The sequence below is a fragment of the Viridibacillus sp. FSL E2-0187 genome (assembly GCF_038006425.1).
Classification (GTDB): domain Bacteria; phylum Bacillota; class Bacilli; order Bacillales_A; family Planococcaceae; genus Viridibacillus; species Viridibacillus arvi.
In genome coordinates this window covers 3,493,953-3,513,248 of the sequence record NZ_JBBOVG010000001.1, presented here as the reverse complement: position 1 = coordinate 3,513,248, position 19,296 = coordinate 3,493,953, and the positions used below count along the sequence as shown (strand labels likewise).

The 19,296-nt window shown below is 37.1% G+C and carries 18 protein-coding genes; 14 read left to right on the top strand and 4 right to left on the bottom strand.

Going from position 1 to position 19,296, the window contains the following annotated elements:
- Positions 1-19 precede the first annotated feature (19 nt).
- The 7 genes from MHH85_RS17045 to MHH85_RS17015 all read left to right on the top strand — a co-directional run bounded on the left by MHH85_RS17045 (position 20) and on the right by MHH85_RS17015 (position 6,081).
- Positions 20-358, top strand: coding sequence for a hypothetical protein (locus MHH85_RS17045; protein WP_193738367.1), 339 nt, complete (start codon positions 20-22; stop codon positions 356-358).
- Between the two features lie 109 nt (positions 359-467).
- A complete protein-coding gene (locus MHH85_RS17040) occupies positions 468-920 on the top strand; it encodes an IDEAL domain-containing protein (RefSeq protein WP_193738368.1) in 453 nt (150 codons plus the stop codon).
- A gap of 355 nt (positions 921-1,275) precedes the next feature.
- A complete protein-coding gene (locus MHH85_RS17035; RefSeq protein WP_340708194.1) occupies positions 1,276-2,115 on the top strand; it encodes a flagellin N-terminal helical domain-containing protein in 840 nt (279 codons plus the stop codon).
- Positions 2,116-2,609: 494 nt separating this feature from the next.
- Positions 2,610-3,440, top strand: a complete 831-nt coding sequence (locus MHH85_RS17030) for a transporter substrate-binding domain-containing protein (RefSeq protein WP_340707849.1) — start codon at positions 2,610-2,612, stop codon at positions 3,438-3,440.
- A 138-nt stretch (positions 3,441-3,578) separates the two neighbouring features.
- Positions 3,579-4,241, top strand: coding sequence for an amino acid ABC transporter permease (locus MHH85_RS17025; RefSeq protein ID WP_340707848.1), 663 nt, complete (start codon positions 3,579-3,581; stop codon positions 4,239-4,241).
- A gap of 17 nt (positions 4,242-4,258) precedes the next feature.
- Complete coding sequence (locus MHH85_RS17020) at positions 4,259-4,987, top strand: amino acid ABC transporter ATP-binding protein (RefSeq protein WP_193738371.1); 729 nt, start codon at positions 4,259-4,261, stop codon at positions 4,985-4,987.
- A gap of 167 nt (positions 4,988-5,154) precedes the next feature.
- Positions 5,155-6,081, top strand: coding sequence for a nuclease-related domain-containing protein (locus MHH85_RS17015; protein WP_340708193.1), 927 nt, complete (start codon positions 5,155-5,157; stop codon positions 6,079-6,081).
- Positions 6,082-6,343: 262 nt separating this feature from the next.
- Here MHH85_RS17015 and MHH85_RS17010 read toward each other — a convergent pair whose 3' ends face one another.
- On the bottom strand, positions 6,344-6,568 hold the full coding sequence (locus MHH85_RS17010) for a hypothetical protein (protein WP_340707847.1): 225 nt from the start codon (positions 6,566-6,568) through the stop codon (positions 6,344-6,346).
- 115 nt (positions 6,569-6,683) lie between these two features.
- On the opposite strand from MHH85_RS17010, the gene MHH85_RS17005 reads away from it, so the two are divergent.
- Positions 6,684-7,838 carry an aminotransferase class I/II-fold pyridoxal phosphate-dependent enzyme gene (locus tag MHH85_RS17005; RefSeq protein WP_340707846.1) on the top strand — a complete coding sequence of 385 codons (1,155 nt, stop codon included), beginning with the start codon at positions 6,684-6,686 and terminating at the stop codon, positions 7,836-7,838.
- A 160-nt stretch (positions 7,839-7,998) separates the two neighbouring features.
- Positions 7,999-9,528 carry a glycosyltransferase gene (locus MHH85_RS17000; protein WP_340707845.1) on the top strand — a complete coding sequence of 510 codons (1,530 nt, stop codon included), beginning with the start codon at positions 7,999-8,001 and terminating at the stop codon, positions 9,526-9,528.
- Positions 9,529-9,619: 91 nt separating this feature from the next.
- On the opposite strand, the gene tagD is transcribed toward MHH85_RS17000, so the two are convergent.
- Together tagD and MHH85_RS16990 are read right to left on the bottom strand one after the other, a co-directional pair.
- Positions 9,620-10,018, bottom strand: a complete 399-nt coding sequence (tagD, locus tag MHH85_RS16995; RefSeq protein WP_053417861.1) for a glycerol-3-phosphate cytidylyltransferase — start codon at positions 10,016-10,018, stop codon at positions 9,620-9,622.
- 157 nt (positions 10,019-10,175) lie between these two features.
- Positions 10,176-11,333 carry a CDP-glycerol glycerophosphotransferase family protein gene (locus MHH85_RS16990; protein ID WP_340707844.1) on the bottom strand — a complete coding sequence of 386 codons (1,158 nt, stop codon included), beginning with the start codon at positions 11,331-11,333 and terminating at the stop codon, positions 10,176-10,178.
- 330 nt (positions 11,334-11,663) lie between these two features.
- Between MHH85_RS16990 and MHH85_RS16985 the strand changes: the two genes are divergently transcribed.
- Together MHH85_RS16985 and MHH85_RS16980 are read left to right on the top strand one after the other, a co-directional pair.
- Positions 11,664-13,796 carry a bifunctional glycosyltransferase/CDP-glycerol:glycerophosphate glycerophosphotransferase gene (locus MHH85_RS16985; RefSeq protein ID WP_340707843.1) on the top strand — a complete coding sequence of 711 codons (2,133 nt, stop codon included), beginning with the start codon at positions 11,664-11,666 and terminating at the stop codon, positions 13,794-13,796.
- A 179-nt stretch (positions 13,797-13,975) separates the two neighbouring features.
- Positions 13,976-15,154 carry a CDP-glycerol glycerophosphotransferase family protein gene (locus tag MHH85_RS16980; RefSeq protein ID WP_193738377.1) on the top strand — a complete coding sequence of 393 codons (1,179 nt, stop codon included), beginning with the start codon at positions 13,976-13,978 and terminating at the stop codon, positions 15,152-15,154.
- A 202-nt stretch (positions 15,155-15,356) separates the two neighbouring features.
- Here MHH85_RS16980 and MHH85_RS16975 read toward each other — a convergent pair whose 3' ends face one another.
- Positions 15,357-15,500, bottom strand: coding sequence for a hypothetical protein (locus MHH85_RS16975; RefSeq protein WP_340707842.1), 144 nt, complete (start codon positions 15,498-15,500; stop codon positions 15,357-15,359).
- Positions 15,501-15,850: 350 nt separating this feature from the next.
- Here MHH85_RS16975 and MHH85_RS16970 point away from each other — a divergent pair, with 350 nt between their 5' ends.
- The 3 genes from MHH85_RS16970 to MHH85_RS16960 are packed head-to-tail and all read left to right on the top strand — an operon-like array spanning position 15,851 to position 19,075.
- Positions 15,851-16,660, top strand: coding sequence for an ABC transporter permease (locus MHH85_RS16970; protein ID WP_340707841.1), 810 nt, complete (start codon positions 15,851-15,853; stop codon positions 16,658-16,660).
- A gap of 23 nt (positions 16,661-16,683) precedes the next feature.
- A complete protein-coding gene (tagH, locus tag MHH85_RS16965) occupies positions 16,684-17,490 on the top strand; it encodes a teichoic acids export ABC transporter ATP-binding subunit TagH (RefSeq protein WP_193738381.1) in 807 nt (268 codons plus the stop codon).
- A gap of 31 nt (positions 17,491-17,521) precedes the next feature.
- Positions 17,522-19,075, top strand: coding sequence for a glycosyltransferase (locus tag MHH85_RS16960; RefSeq protein ID WP_340707840.1), 1,554 nt, complete (start codon positions 17,522-17,524; stop codon positions 19,073-19,075).
- The last annotated feature ends 221 nt before the right edge of the window (positions 19,076-19,296 follow it).

Here is a 19,296-nt window from a genome sequence, read left to right as displayed (position 1 = left end):
ATATTAGGGTGGTGATTAATTGGCACGCTATATGATTCGAATTCCTGATTTAAGATCATCCATACATTCAGTTAAATCATTTAAATGGTATTTAGTATATGCACCTAAAAACCGATCTAAAAAGGTCATCATTTCTTCTGAGGGAAGTTATGAAGAACGCCATGACGTTTACATTGATAACCAATTTTTTGATACAGTTAGTGTAGACTTAACCCGGAATCATATTTTACTACATCAACGAAGTATGCCATACGAGCAAAGCGAGGAGAATTTAAAAGCTTTATTAACGACTATTTATGTAATCGCTGAGCCGAATACTTTTTATTTTTTTACATATGGAAGGAAGAAAAAGAGATAAATTCTAGAAAGCAAAAGAAATTTGTTCTTTTGCTTTTTATCTGAACTTAATGAGCATATAATGGTAACATGTAAATAATCTGAAAATTCTATAAAAAGGAGTGGCTTACATGTTACATGTACGAAGAATGGAACCTTTTTATACTAAGAAAGAGGGGAATCGACTAAAACTAGTATTTGCGTATCAATATTTCTCCATCACAAAAGAAGATGAGCTATATCATTTTGTCCCAGTAGAGGGCAAGGAAATCATTATCAATCTAAATAATTTACAAATTGAAAACTTATCTGAAGTATTTGTTTTCCAGAAGGGTAGTCGTTTCATACGCTTACCGTTGTATCAATTGCTAACCATTTCTAACATCCATGATCATCTGCAACTCATTTATGACTCCCTTGAGTTGAGTAAGGAAAAGGGCAAAACAGAGCAATTCACTAGTACTAATAAGGAAGTAGTAGACCTAATCACTCAACTTGAAAAGGACAACAAACTTCGCCTTATCGATCAAGCACTAGCTGTTCGAGATGAAAATTTATTTATCACACTAACACACAAACTATAGCATCGTACTAACGGAGGATTTCCAATTGAATAACCAAACCACATAGAAAGCACCTATCATTAATAAAACGATAGGTGCTTTTAACATGCCCTCAATGTGTTAACACATATACAAAAATAATTAATAGTGCTATAAAAACCCCAAATGCATTAATTACAAAATCATAGAAATCCAATTTCACATTTTTTTTCGATTCCAATTCACTACAGCCCCTTTCGATGGAAACCAATGATATTTATATAAAGCTTCTCCAAATCACCTAAACTTTAAACACATTAACTAGAATTATAATTTCCTAATAAAGGAATTAATGTAAAAGCCGATATAAATGAAAAACACAAAAGGACTGAGGGGTATGAGGATAGGTGATTGGTCTTCACAAGGACTATCTATATTAAAAAGTATGAATAACAACTGGAATATGGCGAGTAAAGCCCTCGAACGCCTTTCAACAGGCTACCGTATTAATCGAGCAGGTGATGATCCTGCAGGTCTAGCCATTTCAGAAAAAATGCGCGCCCAAATTCGTGGACTCAATATGGCCAGCAAGAATATTCAAGATGGCATTGGGATGATCCAAACAGCCGAAGGAGCACTCAACGAAACACACGCCATGCTTCAACGTATGCGAGAACTATCAATTCAAGCCTCAAGTGATACATTAACTGACGAAGATCGTCGTCAACTGGACCTAGAATTCCAAGAACTAAAAAAAGAGATAACTAGAACATCAACAGACACCGAATTCAATACAAAAAAGCTTCTCAACGGCAGTGCATCAAAAGATCCTTTGAAAATTCAAGCAGGTGCAAATGCAGGTCAGGCTATCGACATATACATTAACGATATGAGTGGCGCAAGCCTAGACATCGGCGGACTATCCATTGATACCAGAGAGAATGCCGATTCAGCCCTCTCAAAACTCGACGCAGCTATCAACAAAGTATCCAGCGAACGCTCACGCCTAGGAGCTTACCAAAATCGTCTCGAACATGCCTACAACAACTCAGTCAACATGGCAGAAAACTTAACCGCTGCCGAATCCCGCATCCGTGATGCAGACATGGCCCAAGAAATGATGAACTTCGTCAAAGCCAACATACTTCAACAAGCAGCTCAATATGCCTTAAGCCTACACATACAACGAGCCCAATCCATCCTAGAACTACTACGCCCACCAAATCCAAAACGCTAGAGGAGGGAGCCTGAGTAGCGCCAAAGGGAGTTTGAGTAGAGCCAAAGGGAGCTCGAGTAACGATAAAGGTAGCGAGTAGAGCTAAAGGGGTCTCGAGTAGTGCTAAAGAGAGCCTGAGTAGAGCTAAAGGGAGTTCGAGTAGCGATAAAGGTAGCGAGTAGAGCTAAAGGGGTCTCGAGTAGCGATAAAGAGAGCCTGAGTAGAGCCAAAGGGAGTTCGAGTAGCGCCAAAGAGAGTCTGAGTAGCGCTAAAAGCACCTCCAGTAGCGCCAAAGAACCCACAATCGGCTCCTAATCCTTCTCAATTACTGTATAAAGAAATATACATATATACTGTATAAAAATGAATAAAAATACGATATGTATATTAAAATATGAATAAAACCTCTAATAAACTCATAATATATTAATTTTTATGTAGACATATGTATAAAAATAAACTATACTTCAATTTATCAACTTATTCTAAAAATTAAATGAAATGAGGTATATATTATGAAGAAATGGTTAGCGGCATTATTAATGATTACCATGCTAGTAGTTGCAGGTTGCGGCAATGGTGGAGATTCAAATTCATCTGCAGGAAAGAGCAATAGCAACTCAACTATCCAAAAAGTAATCAAAGCAAAAAAACTAGTAATTGGTACAAACCCAGGTTACTTCCCATTTGAAATGGTCGACTCAAAAGGAAAATTCATCGGTTATGATATCGACGTTGCTCAAGCAATTGCAGATAACTTAGGCGTTAAATTAGAAGTAAAACAATACGGATTTGACGGACTAGTTCCGGCTCTACAGACGGGTGAAATTGACATGATCTTCGCAGGTATGTCTATCACAGGTGAACGTGCGTTGGCAGTTAGCTTTGCAAATCCTTACTATAAAACAGGACAAGCTATCATGCTTCAATCAAAAAACAACACTATAAAATCATATGAAGATCTAGATAAAAAAGGCACTAAAATTGCAGCTCAAATTGCAACAACAGGTTCATTAATTTCAAAAGATATGTTCAAAAATGCAGAAATTAAAGATTATGAAGACTTCCCAGCTGCAGCACTAGCACTACAATCTGGACAAGTTGATGCAGTAATCTATGATGAACCAGCTATCCAAGTTTACAACTTACAACATGTAGGAAAAGTGAAGAAACTTGAAGGTGTCATCTCTGCAGACAACTTAGGCCTTGCAGTACAGAAAAATGATTTCGAATCAGTACAATGGTTAAATTCATTCTTACACTCATACATCGATAGCCCGGCTGAATTACAATCACGTGCAAAATGGTTCGAAAATAGCGATTGGTTAACAACAGTTAAAGAATAATAGAACAAGCTGTACTTTGAAACATTACAAACGGCGTAGCTAAACATAAGGGGGACGACTCCACTATGTTTGCTGACGTCGTTGTAGTCTTTCATCGAATAAAAACCGATCACAGAAATGATCGAGGAGGACATTTACATGGACATTCAACTAGACTGGAGCGTCATTCCAAATAATATAGACGTCTTCATCCAAGGCGCCTTACTAACATTAGAAATTTCAGCTATCTCACTATTATTAAGTATTCCATTAGGAGTTATTTTTGGAATCGGACGTATTTCACGTAACCCTATTATTCGTTTTATATCAAGTGCTTACGTAGAAATCATGCGTGGCGTACCATTACTAGTATTGTTAATGTGGATTTACTTCGGGTTAGGTCAATTTTTCTCATTAGGATCTTATTGGGGTTCAATTGTTGGTTTAGCAACATTCTCAGGGGCATTTCTTGCTGAAATCGTTCGTTCTGGTATCCAGGCTGTTCCTAAAGGTCAAATGGAAGCGGCACGTTCAGCAGGTATGTCAAACTTCCAAGCAATGCGCTACATCATATTGCCTCAAGCATTTAGAAGAATCTTACCACCAATGGCATCACAATTTATCATTCTTATCAAAGACTCATCGTTAATTTCTGTCATCGCAGGTGTAGATTTAACGTTAAAGGCAAAAAATTTAGCAGCAACATCATTCCGTTATATAGAAATTTGGACATTCGTTGCGCTCGTTTATTTCATCATGACATTCAGCTTATCTTTAATCATTCGTCAAATCGAAAAACGTATGCTGAAAAATGAACAATAAGAAGGGGAATACGAATTATGATTTCTATCAAAAATGTTAATAAAAGTTTCGGTAATCATCATGTATTAACCGACATCGACCTAGAAGTACCAAAATCAAATGTTGTCGCATTAATCGGACCAAGTGGAGCAGGTAAATCAACTCTGATCCGTACCATAAATGCACTAGAAGAAATCGACACGGGTGAAATAATCGTAGACGGTATTTCTATCCATGACAAAAAAACGGATATTAACAAAGCTCGCACGAACATCGGCTTCGTATTCCAAAGCTTTAACCTATATCCGTTCTTATCAGCACTAGAAAATGTCACAATCGCCCCAATAAAAGTAAAAGGGCTATCAAAAGCTGAAGCAGAAAAACGTGGCAAAGAACTACTCACATCTCTAGGTTTAGGTGACAAATTCGATGCCTACCCAGGACGCCTATCCGGAGGTCAACAACAACGTGTAGCAATTGCACGTGCACTTGCAATGGATCCACAAGTCATGCTTTTTGACGAACCAACATCAGCCCTTGACCCAGAAATGGTCAAAGAAGTACTCGACGCCATACGTAAACTTGCGAATGATGGCATGACAATGGTAGTCGTTACTCACGAAATGGGATTCGCAAAAGAAATCTGCGATCAAATCGTCTTCATGGCCGATGGTAAAATCGTCGAAGTAGCACCACCAGAAAAATTCTTCACAAACCCAGACTCAAAACGTGCACAAGACTTCCTATCAGTTGTCTTAAATCACTAATAACGAGCCAGCCGCATAAGCAGCTGGCTTTTTTGTGCAAAATATTAAATTGTAATATATTCCATAAAAAGATATAATGGTATGTAAAATTATGTTGAAAAGGAGCGATAATAATTTTCGAACCACGACCAAAACCAGTGATATTGTCAGCATATCCAAGACTACTGATGAGACTTTCCCCAACATTCTCAAAAACCATTGATTTGCAAAAAGAATTGGAAAACATCCAAGCAGGATACAATGGAGAATGTAGAGTCGACCAATTGATCCAAGAAACGCATTTTACTCTACCATTTCAAACTCTTCCAAATGTTGAAATTCAAGCATCCCCAAACAGACTAATTCAAATAGATTCATTAATAATCACCCCAAGCTATATTTGCGTCCTTGAAGTAAAACATCTAAGAGGAACATTAAAATTCTTAGAAAACCCCTACCAACTAATCCAAACAATCGATGGCAACAACACACCATACGTATGTCCTCAACAACAAATTTTACGAACAGTAGACAGCTTAGAATACTGGTTGCAACACGAAGTCGGCATCCAATTACCAATTTTCAAAGCAATCGTAATACCAAACAAACGCACACACATCGAGATCCCACCAACACAAATTAAATTACTAGGACCAAAAGAAGTACCACTCTACCTACAAAAATTAAATAAATATCCAACCATTATCACAACAAATCAATTGCAACATATTATTTATAAAATAAAGAACAGCAACAAACCATACAACGCCTTTCCATTAATAAAAAAACATAGCATTCCTTTAGACCAACTTAAAACTGGTATCATCTGTTGCTGTGGGGGACAAGGCCGACGTTATTCCCAACGTAAATGGACATGCCAAACCTGCGGAAAAAATATCGATAACGCAATCAAAATAGCAATGCAAGACTGGTTCTGGCTCTTCAAATCAACCATAACCCATAAAGAATGTAGTCAATACCTACAAATCAACAACAAAAACCGAATAACAAAACTACTAAAACAAATGAACCTAACCCCCACCGGTCAAACTAGATCACGAACATATCACTATAAATATAGAAAGCCATTGTTTAAAGAGACTCGATCTAATTAACAAACAAGTATAGTTTCTAAATAAGAAAGCCCGCGCTAAAGCCGTTGTGAGTAGAGCCAAAGCCGTAGCAAGTAGCGCTAAAACCAAAGTGAGTAGAGCCAAAACCAAAGCGAGTAGCGCTAAAGCCAGTGAGTAGAGCCAAAACCAGGCCGAGTAGCGCCAAAGCCAGCGAGTAGCGCTAAAGCCAAAGTGAGTAGCGCCAAAACCAAAGCGAGTAGCGCTAAAGCCAAAGTGAGTAGCGCCAAAACCAAAGCGAGTAGCGCTAAAGCCAGTGAGTAGCGCCAAAGCCAGGACGAGTAGCGCCAAAGCCAGGACGAGTAGCGCCAAAGCCAGCGAGTAGCGCTAAAGCCAGTGAGTAGCGCCAAAGCCATGCCGAGCAGCGCCAAAGCCATGCCGAGCAGCGCCAAAGCCAGCGAGTAGCGCCAAAACCAGAGCGAGTAACGCCAAATCCCGCTCGAGTAGCGCCAATCCCTACCAGAGCACCCAACCAAAAACCAAAAATTCTCCAAAATAAGAAATAAAATATTTAAGTTTTCAGAATATGAGAGTATAATAAAGAGCAAGAAATAATAATGCTAATCATATGAAAGAAGGAACACCAAATGTCTTTATCCCTTAACCCGAAAGCTCTAAAGGGTGGTTTACCTGGTATACGTCAATTCTCAAATCAACTTGTCAATTACCCTGATGCCATCAACTTAACGATTGGCCAACCAGACTTCCCAACTCCTGAATCAATCAAACAAGCAGGTATCCGTTCAATCGAACAAAACCTTACAACATACTCACATAACGCCGGTGTCATCGAACTTCGCGAAGCGGCTGTAGCGTTCTTTAAAGAAAAATACGATTGCCATTATAATGCTGTTGACGAAATTATCGTCACGAACGGAGCAAGTCAGGCCATTGATTCTGTATTCCGTACAATCTTTGAAGAAGGGGATGAAATCATCCTCCCTGCACCAATTTACTCAGGATACGAACCAATTATCCAATTCTGCGGTGCAAAAGTAGTTTACCTAGACACGACAGACACTAACTTCCAACCATCTGCGGAACGTCTAGAAAAACTAATCACGCCTAAAACGAAAGCCGTACTATTTAACTTCCCATCTAATCCAACAGGAGCTACGATCTCCCATGAACAAATGGATGCATTAGCAAAAGTACTAGTGAACCAAGATGTCTATATCATTTCAGACGAAATTTATAGTGAAAACACATTCGAAGGAGAACATCGTTCATTCGGTGCATATCCTGAGCTAAAAGATAAATTGTTCTTAATTCACGGTTTATCAAAATCACACTCAATGACAGGATGGCGTATTGGATTCCTTATGACATCTGCTAAGCTTTTGGCAGAAGTCGTGAAAATTCATGCATACAATGCAATCTGTGCAGCACTTCCTAGCCAATATGCTGCTATCGAAGCACTTACAAACTGCAAAGACATTCCAGCTGAGATGAACAAACAATATATTGTTCGTCGTGATTACGTTTACGATCGCCTAATTGCAATGGGGATTGAAGTTCAAAAACCAACAGGTGCATTTTACATTTTCCCATCGATTAAAAAGTTTGGATTATCATCTCAAGAATTTGCAATCCGTCTTATGAAAGAGGGGGGCGTTGGTGCCATTCCGGGATCTGTATTCACTCCATATGGTGAAGGCTACCTTCGTATCACTTACGCGTATGCACCAGCAAAATTAAAAGAAGGCCTTGATCGTCTAGAAGCCTTCATTCAAACACTATAAATATAAAAATATACCCAAAATGCCAAGTGAAACTATCTCACTTGGCATTTATCATGAACAATGCAAAACATACGGCTAACTTGAAAATAATTGAATTCAGAGCTGAAAACAGAGTATAGTAGACCTTAACAAACACACCCAAAAAGAAAGTAGTGAAATAATGAAAAAAATATTCATGGTCGTTTGGGACATTGACGTAGATAAATATGGCGTTAATAGTGTCATGTATAAGAGAGCTGGCTTATTAAATAACGCTGACTATAGCTCTGAACTAATCACACTAGACTATAAAGATAATTATTCTGAAATAGAATTACAATTAAAAAAAGCAGGCAGACTTGCCGAAAACGTCAAAATCACGAACATTTATGACTACTATAAAAAAAGCTACACAACAAGTGAACCAACAGCTGAAAGTATTGAAAGCTACCGTCTAGCCAGCGAAAAACTTGAACCCGGATATCAAGTAGAAGATAGCGAAGCACAGACGCATTACTTCCAAAATGGTACATATGTAAAATGCAAAGCTTGGGACAAGCATCGAAAACTGAGATACATCGACTATTACACACCCGAGCAAATTCATATTAAACGTGATGAATTTCATAACGATGGTTATATTAATCGTACGCTCAATTATCATTTGTCTAACAATGAGCTAATTCAAGAACTATACTATACACCAGATGGCTTTTGTTATCTTTCGAAATGGTACAACCATAAAACGGGTAAGCAACAGAAGATTTTCCTATTTCATCCGCAGTCAAAGAAAGTCTTAAGTTTTGCCAATAACAGAGAGTTCCATGTAAATTGGTTTAATGAATTATGCAAAAACGAACCTGAAAAGCCAATTGTCATCTGCGACGGAGCAGGCACAGCAAGCAAGGTTCGTAGTATGGAATCCGGCTTGGCACACCGTATTTATACCATTCATGCAAACCATTTTGAAGCACCTTACACATACGGTAGCGAGCTCAAGGAATATCACAAAGGTATACTAGAAAACATGGAGAATGGCGATCCTATTGTTGTCCTAACAGAAAAGCAAAAAGAGGATATTATCAAGCAATTTGGTGAACACGACAACATTTATGTCATTCCAAATGCAATCGAAGTGAAAAATGTGGATATCGCTCAAAAAGATCCACTTCTAGTTACAGTCGTAGCAAGATTAGATGAGGGGAAAGCGGTTGGTGAAGCGGTTCGTGCATTTGCTAAAGTTATTCAAGACGTTCCTGACGCTAAACTTCATATTTACGGTGAAGGACCTAGAAAACGTGCGTTAACTTCGCTTATTCGAAAATTAAAACTGAGAAAAAATGTCGAATTAAAAGGTTACACAAACAAAGTAGACGAAGTATTAGCAAAATCTACCGTAACAGTCCTAACATCAAAATACGAAGGCTTTAGCTTGGTAGCATTAGAATCATTTGCAAATAAAACGCCGGTCATTATATACGACAACAACTACTATATAGACGAATTTGAACCAGCTGGACAGAATGGCTATGCTGTTCCAAATAAGGACCGTGAGCAATTAGCAGAAAAGATCATCTACCTACTAGAAAATGAAGACGAGGCAAAAAGAATGGGCGAAAATGCATACCGTACCGTTCAAACGAAATACTCGCCTGAACTTCAATACAAATTATGGACTAACCTTATAAATAAAGTCATTTCACAAGATTAAAAGGTCGCTTAGGCGGCCTTTTTGTCGTTTCTGTACATACAAAAAACCACCTCTCCAAAATAGGAGCAGGTGGTTAGTTAAAGCGAAATGCTTATTTAGTTACTTGAGTGTTTAAATCTTTTTTAATCTTAGTTGTAGAAATACCTTCAGTACGAGGTAAGTAGATTACTTCGCAATGATCTTTTAGGAAATCGAATTTACCTTCCCAGTCGTGTCCCATAACAAATGTGTCGATATTATGTTCTTTCACGTCTAGAACTTTTTGTTCCCAATTATCTTCAGGAATTACTTCATCTACATACTTGATCGCCTCAAGTATTGTCTTGCGGTCCTCAAAACTATAGTAAGCTTTTTTCCCTTTTAAAGCATTAAATTCATCAGAAGAAATAGCAACAACAAGGTAATCGCCTAAAGCTTTTGCACGTCGAAGAATATTAACATGTCCCACATGAAGTAAATCAAATGTACCATACGTAATTACTTTTTTCATAGTGTGCCTCCATACATAATACTAAATGGTATTATATTATATTTAACTAGAAATGCCAAATTCATTTCTGTAGAAAATCTCCATAAAAAGTCTTAATAGAATAAGAAACGACTAGAACTGATATAAGGTTCCCAAGAATAAGCTCCAAACCATTTACCTAATCCATCAAATACGCTGCCAATCTTTCGCTAGCATGCCCATCAGAATAGGTATTCCAATCATTTGAAAAAGCCTCCACTTGTTCTTGATTAAATTCATGATGGAGTAGAACATAAACTAGTTCTTCATCATTTGAAACAACCGGACCGGGTACTAGCTGTTCATAATCCGTCCAAAAACCGCGCTCCATCTCATATGCTTCTAGATCGTAAGGATAGAAAATCTGCGGTTTCCCAAGTAGAGCAAATTCAAATGGGATTGAAGAGTAATCACTGATTAAATAATCCGTTACAAACAGTAATTTGGAAATAGGTACATCATTAGCAACGGAAATAATTGCAGGATGAGCAATGGACTCAACATTATGAGCTACAGCAGGGTGTAACTTAATCACCATTGCAAAATCTTCTCCAAGTGAATCCATGATTTCTACAAAATTCAAAGGAATCTTCTGTTCTAATAATTGTTGATCACGGAAAGTTGGTGCATATAAAATTACCTTTTTCCCCTCTAATTGAGGATACAACTTGAGAATTTCGCTTCGAGCATTATTCTCTTCCTCTTGTTTAAAGTAAAAGTCAGTTCGTGGAATACCAAAACGCAAAAATTGATCTTGGCGCATGCCAAACGCTGACCTGAAAATCGGTACCATCTCATCCGAACCAATAATTACTTTCGTCATCCGACCATAAACCTTCTCAAATCGCTTTACAGCAGAAGGCGAACGAAACATGATACTAGGATCTTGTAACGCAAATTTTTTAATTGCTCCAGCCGCATGCCATAATTGAATACACTCAACACCTTCACGAAACGGCGTTGCACTTAAAATGGCAAAATAATTGTCGATTAATACCTTACTACCCGTTGCCAAATGATATAAACCTTTCAAATAGTCACCAATATTGGATGTGTGGAAATCCACTACATGCCCAGCAGGTAAGCCTAAATCGGTAAAATCATCTTTGCATTTGCTAGTTTTCAGAACATAAATCTCTTCAAAACCGCGTAATTGCAACTCTCGTATAACAAACCGCGCATTATCCCCAAAGTCACATAAAAAAACAATTTTATTCTTTTGTGGCAAAAACTTAAAAAGCCCAAAGACAATTCTATTCAAAAACAAATATATATATATTATAAATTCCTTTAACATTCATTCACCTATTTTTCTACATTTCATTGGATAAACAAAAAAATATTCGCATATTTATGTTTAATTACCACATTGTGAGAGGTATTGTAATTTAGGAATTACATACAATAACTGCTATTAGTATAACTGAAATAATAGTTATATAACAAAGAAAATTTTAAGAATAATTATACTGATAAATATGTCCTGTGGTATTATCAATGAGGTATTTATATCAAAAAAATAATAAATATGATGGAATATTTACAAGAATCATCATAAAGAGGAAGATAGAATACATAACAATTAATTATTTTAGGATAAGCATGAACTTAATAAAGAGGTGTAAGAATGGATAAATTAGTATCAATTATCGTAACTGTATATAATACAGCTGAATTTTTAGAAGAATGCTTAACATCTGTAACGAACCAAGTATACAAAAACATAGAAATAATTATTGTAAACGACGGCTCTACAGATAATTCAGCAGAAATTATTGAGCAATTTACAAATGCAGATTCTCGTAGCCGTAGCATCAATTTAACTGAAAACAAAGGTGTAGGTTTTGCAAGAAATCTTGGAATCGAACAAGCAACTGGAGACTTTGTATATTTTGTTGATAGTGATGATTTTATCAACGAACATGCGGTTGATAAATTAGTACAAGGCCTTGGTAACAAAACTTATATTATTGGCCGCACTAAGAAACTAACGAATAAAGAAGATAGCAATATCGATATTGATGAACAAGCAGTGACAGTAAGAAAACGTAAAAAGGTATTTAAAGTACTACAAAATTTAAGTGTGCTCAATAGCTTGTTTTCTATGGAAATTATTCGTAAATACAATCTTCGTTTCTCAGAAGAAACAGATTGTTATACCGAAATGGCATTCTTAGTGCCTTTATTTAAAAAGCGTACAGTAATTTATCAAGTAAAAGAAAGTGTATATTTCCGTCGCCTTCGAAATGATCCTATTACAAACCCTTCGCTTATGCAGCAAGATAGAGAAAAGGTATTAAAGGATTTCTTAACAGTTTATAATCAGCTTAAAGCAGAACTAAAGGGGAAAAGCAAAGAACAAAAACTCCTTGATAAATTACTTATTCATTTTTATCGTTCTAAATTTATCCTAATTATGAGAGATGCAACTCAAATCGAACGTAACTTCGAACAACTAGCAGATGCAATGGAAAAGGTTTCTCCAGGTCAATATAAAAATCAAAACCTGTTAGTCAGAGGTGAACTGAAAGCATTACGTGAACACAAGTTGAAAAGTTATAAAAGAGCGATTAGGATTCACCATTTCGGGAGAGAGTCAAAACAAACATTTTCGAGCAAAACAAAATTGACTCGACAAATTTATAAAGACATATTCCAAAAGAGACCTCTTAATGATAAGAAAATAGTATTCGAAAGCTTCCTTGGAAAAAACTACGCGGATAGTCCGAAGTATATTTATGAATATATGGTTAAACACTACCCAGACTATGAATTCGTCTGGTCATTTAATGAAACAAATCATGATATTCCTGGAAATGCGAAGCAAGTGAAGCGTCTAAGCCTTGCTTATTACTATCACATGGCAACGGCAAAGTATTGGGTAAATAACATGCGTCAGCCTCTTCACCTTCAAAAACGTGAAGGGAATGTATTTTTACAGACTTGGCATGGTACGCCGCTGAAAAAACTAGTATTCGATATGGATGAAGTATATTCAGCCAACCCTAAATACAAACAACAATTTTATGAACAGTCACGATTATGGGATTATTTAATTGCAGCAAATTCGTACTCATCGGATATCTTCAAAAGCGCATTTAAATTTGATAAAGTCATGTTAGAAGATGGCTACCCACGTAATGATACGTTGTACATTAACAACAATTCAGATTACATTACGAAGATGAAAACTAAATTAAACATCCCGTTAGATAAAAAAGTCATTCTTTACGCACCTACATGGCGTGATGACGAATTTTATGAACCTGGAAAATACAAGTTTAATCTAAAATTCGACTTGCAAAAACTGCATGAAAAACTTGGTGATGAATATGTCATCTTACTAAGAATGCACTACTTCATAGCAGATGATCTTAACATTGATGGTTACGAAGGTTTTGTCTATAATATGTCCAAATATGATGACATTGCGGAACTATATTTAATCTCAGATATCCTTATTACAGATTACTCATCAGTATTCTTTGATTACTCAAACTTACGAAGACCGATTCTGTTCTACACTTATGATCTCGAAAAGTATCGTGATCAACTGAGAGGCTTCTATATCGATATCGAAAACGAAGTACCTGGGCCACTAGTCAAAACAACTGATGAAATCATTGATGCCGTGCTTAATATCGATAAAGTAACAATTGATTATAAAGAAAAATACGACATTTTCTATGACAAAATTTGTAGCTGGGAATCCGGAAAAGCAACTGAGAAAATCGTAGAAAAAGTATTCAAGAAAAATTAAATTGATGAAAAGCGTTCCCACCCGTTGTATAATCATCGGGATGAACGCTTTTTTTTGAATAGTAAAAAATAAAAATTTTAATGTTTTTTTCTTGTAATGCTTAATGATAAAATATACCTTAGGTCAAATATCCTTAAAAAACAAACGAATATAAATATGAATAGAAAGAGTGGATTCAGTTGTTAAAGAAGATAAAGAAAAGTAAATTCACTAAAAAGCTTATTACAAAGGCATTTAGGGTTTTATCTAGAACACCTCGAAAGAAAAATTTAGTCGTATTTGAAAGTTTCCACGGAAAACGTTATAGCGATAATCCGCGTGCCATTTATGAATACATGAAAGAAAATAACCCAGAATACACACTGATTTGGAGTGTAGCAAAAGACAGTATACCTCTATTTGAAGAGATGGGCGTTCCATACATGAGACGCTTCTCACTAAAATGGTTACTGAATTTCCCTCGTGCAGAATATTGGGTCAACAACGTCCGCTTACCAAAATGGATGCCAAGACCGAAACAAACAACGTATCTTCAAACATGGCATGGTACTCCGCTGAAAAAATTAGGTACTGACATTGAAGAAGTATATATGCCAGGTACAAAAACAAACAAATATCGTAAAAATATTATTGCTGAATCAAAAAACTGGAACTACTTAATAGCGCCAAATGCATATTCAGGAGAAATACTAGCACGTGCATTCCACTTTAAAGGCAAAGTAATTGAGTCAGGATATCCACGAAATGATGCATTGCAAAACACAGATCCAAGCAAAATCGAAAAAATCCGTAAGTCATTGAACATCCCTGAAGGCAAGAAAATCGTCCTTTACGCACCAACATGGCGTGATGACCAATTCTTCAAAAAAGGGAAATACAAATTCGAATTCCAATTTGACATTCAAAAACTTAAAGAACAGTACGGAGACGATTTCGTCCTACTTGCTCGCATGCACTACTTAGTATCAGAAAGCTTTGACTTCGCTCAATACGGCGACTTCATCAAAGACGTTTCAAATTACTATGACATTGCAGACTTATACTTAGTCAGCGACCTATTAATCACTGACTACTCATCTGTATTCTTTGACTATGCCATCCTAGATCGCCCAATTATCTTCTACATGTACGATCTTGAAGATTACCGCGACCGCCTACGTGGCTTCTACATCGACATCGAAGCAGACGCACCAGGACTAATCGTCAAAGAACAGGACGAGCTATTTACTGAAATCGGTCGTGCCCTAACTGAAGGCCACCACTCAAAAGAACAATTCGACCGCTTCGCAGAACGCTTCTGCGAATGGGAAGACGGCAAAGCCTCAGAGCGCGTAGTCAACGAAGTATTCAAAAAATAACACCAAATAAAAAGCGAGGAGAAAATATAATTTTTTCTCCTCGCTTTTTTTATTTGGCAAAGATAATCTTGAGCAGTGCTAAAGCGTTCACGAGCAGCGCCAAAGCCCGAATGAGTAGAGCGAAACCCCGTGAGTAGCGCTAAAGCCTGAGTGAGTAGAGCGAAACCCGTCGCGAGTAGCGCTAAAGCCTGAACGAGCAGCGCTAAACCCCGCGAGTAGCGCCAATGCCCGAACGAGTAGCGCCAAAGCCTGAACGAGCAACGCCAAAGCCCAAGCGAGCAGCGCCAAAGCCCAAACGAGTAGCGCCAAACCCCACGTGAGCAGCGCCAAACCCAGACCCAATCACCCCAAATCAGCCTCAATCCACACCACATCAACAAAACTGTTAAATACTCTCAAATCTTTACGTTTTGAAAACAGAATTAAAGGATATTATATGATATACTATGTTGTATGTTTTTATGGTAATATATATAATATTTGGCGTGATAAAATGCCGTCATCATACACTTTCAAGACTTTTAACAGAGCTACAAAATGATGGAAGATAGTATCGCCAAAAAATGCGAAAATGCATCTTTTCGAAAACAATAGCGTCATGATAAACAATCATTCAATATCTAAGCTATCTAATATACGAAACAATGCGACAAAATCATCCCTTAATGAAATTCGAGGAATTGAGGAAAATACAATATGAAAGCACTTATTAATATTATTAAAGAACAAGTAACGTCTTTTTATATGGTACAAAGACTAGCAAAGTTCCAACTGAAGATTGATAATCAGAACAACTATCTAGGGTTCATCTGGGAAGTACTTAACCCAGCGATTCAAATGGCTATGTACTGGGTTGTCTTCGGAGTTGGTTTGCGTGGTAAATCAGAATTGGACGGAGTACCCTATGTCTACTGGATGCTTGCAGGGATCTCTATGTGGTTCTTTATTAACAAAGCTATATTAAACGGTTCTAAAGCGATTTATCAAAAGTATTCCATGGTCGCCAAGATGAACTTTCCGTTATCCGTTTTACCAAGCTACATTATTACTGGGAAGTTTTACGGACACTTAGCATTAGTGGGCGGCATTATGGTCGTCTTTTGGATAAAGGGTTACGCACCGAGCATATATTATATCCAGCTTATTTACTTCCTAGCGATGAGCTATATATTTGCGTTTAGTATTACACTATTAACTTCGACATTAACAGTCGTAGTTCGCGACGTACAAATGCTAATCCAATCCGTATTACAAGGGATGTTCTTCTTATCACCAATCTTATGGGATCGTAGTGGAAACTTCCCTGAATGGCTACAAAGTTTATTGGCACTAAATCCATTCTATTATTTAGCAAATGGATATCGCGCATCACTACTTTATAACAATTGGTATGCCATTGAAAATTGGCAATTAACGTTATATAACTGGGGACTTATTCTCGTCATATTGATAATTGGTTCATCAGCACACTATAAATTCAGAAACCGTTTCTCTGACTTTATCTAAAAGTAACATGGAGGACATAAAACATGGCAGAATCAGTCATTATAAAAAATGTATCTAAAAAATATCGTATGTATAGATCCAAAAAAGAACAAATCGGTGACCTACTTTTCCCTGGTAAAATGGGCTCTGACTTCAACGCTATCGATGGCATATCGTTTGCCGTTGAAGAAGGAGATGTAGTTGGGCTAGTAGGTATAAATGGCTCTGGTAAATCTACCCTTAGCAACATCATTGGCGGAATTATTCCTCCTTCTTCAGGTGAAATCATTGCTAAAGGTGAGGTCAATGTTATCGCCATTAATGCAGGTTTAAACAACCAACTTACAGGTATCGAAAATATCGAATTTAAATGTCTATTAATGGGCTATAGCAAAGAAAAGATCGATGAAGTAACACCACAAATTGTCGAATTCTCAGAACTAGGAGATTTCATCTATCAACCTGTAAAGAAATACTCTAGTGGTATGAAGTCCAAACTAGGCTTCGCCATCAGTGTTACAGCAGATCCTGATATTATTGTTATCGATGAAGCGTTATCCGTAGGTGATCAGACCTTCGCAGACAAATCACTAGCCAAGATGAATGAATACAAAAATCGCGGCAAAACGATCTTCTTCGTCAGCCATAACTTAAGACAAGTAACAAGCTTCTGTAACAAAATAGCTTGGATTGAAGGCGGTCAACTTAGAGAATTTGGCCCGACAAATGTCGTTATGAAAAACTATAATGATTTCATCAAACAATACAACAAACTTTCATATGAAGATCAAAAAGCGTTCCAAAAGAAACTGGCAGATCGTCGTAAATATGGATCAAAAAAGAAGAAATAAATAACTGCACTAGAAAGGATGTGAACCCCTAATGAAAAGAAAAATCTTCATGACAGCATGGGATATGGACATCGAAAAAGGCGGCATCAATAAAGTCATGCTCAAGCGCGCCAGCCTTTTTGCTAATGACGAATATGATATTGAACTCCTAACAATGGATTTCAAATTTAACTATGACATCATTGAAAAAGAACTGAAGCTATCAGGGCAACTTCCGAAAAGCGCAAAAATAACAAACGTCTATGATTACTATAGAAGAAAATTCACGAAGAATACGATATCACCTGCAGCTCAAGCTAAATTCGAACAGCAACTAAAAAAATTCGAAGAAGGCTACTGGGTTGAAGATGGCGGAGAATTCGCTCGCTACTTCCAAAATGGTACTTATATAAAGTATAAAAAGTGGAATGAAGATGGCACGATTAATTTTATCGATTACTTCGATGACAACCGAGTACGTACACGTCGTGAAGAATTCCATAACACTGGATTCCTTCAACGTGAAGTCCTTTATCATCCAAGTAACAACAAAAAGAACCAAGAACGTTTCTATACGGAAGATGGTTTTTGTTTCTTATCACTTTGGTATAACAACAAGAGTGGTAAGCTTCAAAAAGTATACTTATTCAGTCCAGATTATGATAAGGTCGAATACTTCCCATCGAGCAAAGAATTCCATGATTTCTGGCTAAACGAAATGTGTCGTGTAGAAGTCGTTAAGCCTGTCATCATTTGTGATGGCTCTGCACCAACAACGCGTGTGACATCAATTGACGATGAACTTGTCTACAAAATTTATATGTTACACTCAAATCATTTCGCTGCTCCATATGAATTGGGTAGTCCTTATAGAACCGTGTATCAAGCGAAACTTGATATCATTCCAAAGGGGTATCCGGTCGTAGTGCTAACAGAACAACAACGACTTGATCTACACAAAGAAATTGGTAACCGTGGCAATATCCATGTTATCCCAAACTGTGTAGATGTAAATGATTTTAACATCGAAAAGAATCCGAAGCTTGTGTCGATGATTGCCCGTTATAGTCCAGAAAAACGATTAGACGAAGCAATCAAAGCCTTCTCACTAGTTGTAGAACAAGTACCGGAAGCAAAGTTGCACATTTACGGTAATGGCAATGAAGAAGAGGCGCTAAATAAGCTGATTCAAGAGCTTAAGCTAGAAAACAGTGTTGAACTTAAAGGCTACACAAACAAAGTGCATGAAGTACTTGCGTCATCATCTGTCTCGCTCGTTACTTCAGCATACGAAGGTTTCAGCCTAGCGATGCTCGAGTCACTAGCAAATAAGACACCAGTAATTAGCTATGATATCAACTATGGTCCATCTCAAGTAATCGAAGACGGTGTAAATGGCTATCTAGTCCCAAATGGCGACCGTGAACAACTAGCGGAGAAAATCATTCATCTATTAAATAACCATGATTTAGTAGTGAAGATGGGGGACCAAGCACGTAACACTGTGCTAAAAGATTACACACCTGAAAGATATTATGAAAAGTGGTCAAAATTACTACAAGACGTCGTAAACGAAAATCACAATCTATATACACAAGAAATCTAAGAGTTGCCCCAGGCAGCTCTTTTTTTGCCCCAACAGCGCATTAATTTCCAAAAATAATAAAAAACAACGAACTACAAATGCTACTCCGCAATTTTGTAACATAATCGTAACGACAAACTCTACTATTAATAAGCTATACTTAACGAGAATGGTGATAGGTCGATATACATATCAGATTAAAGAGCGCATTATATTACAAATTATCTGCTTTTTTTAAATAT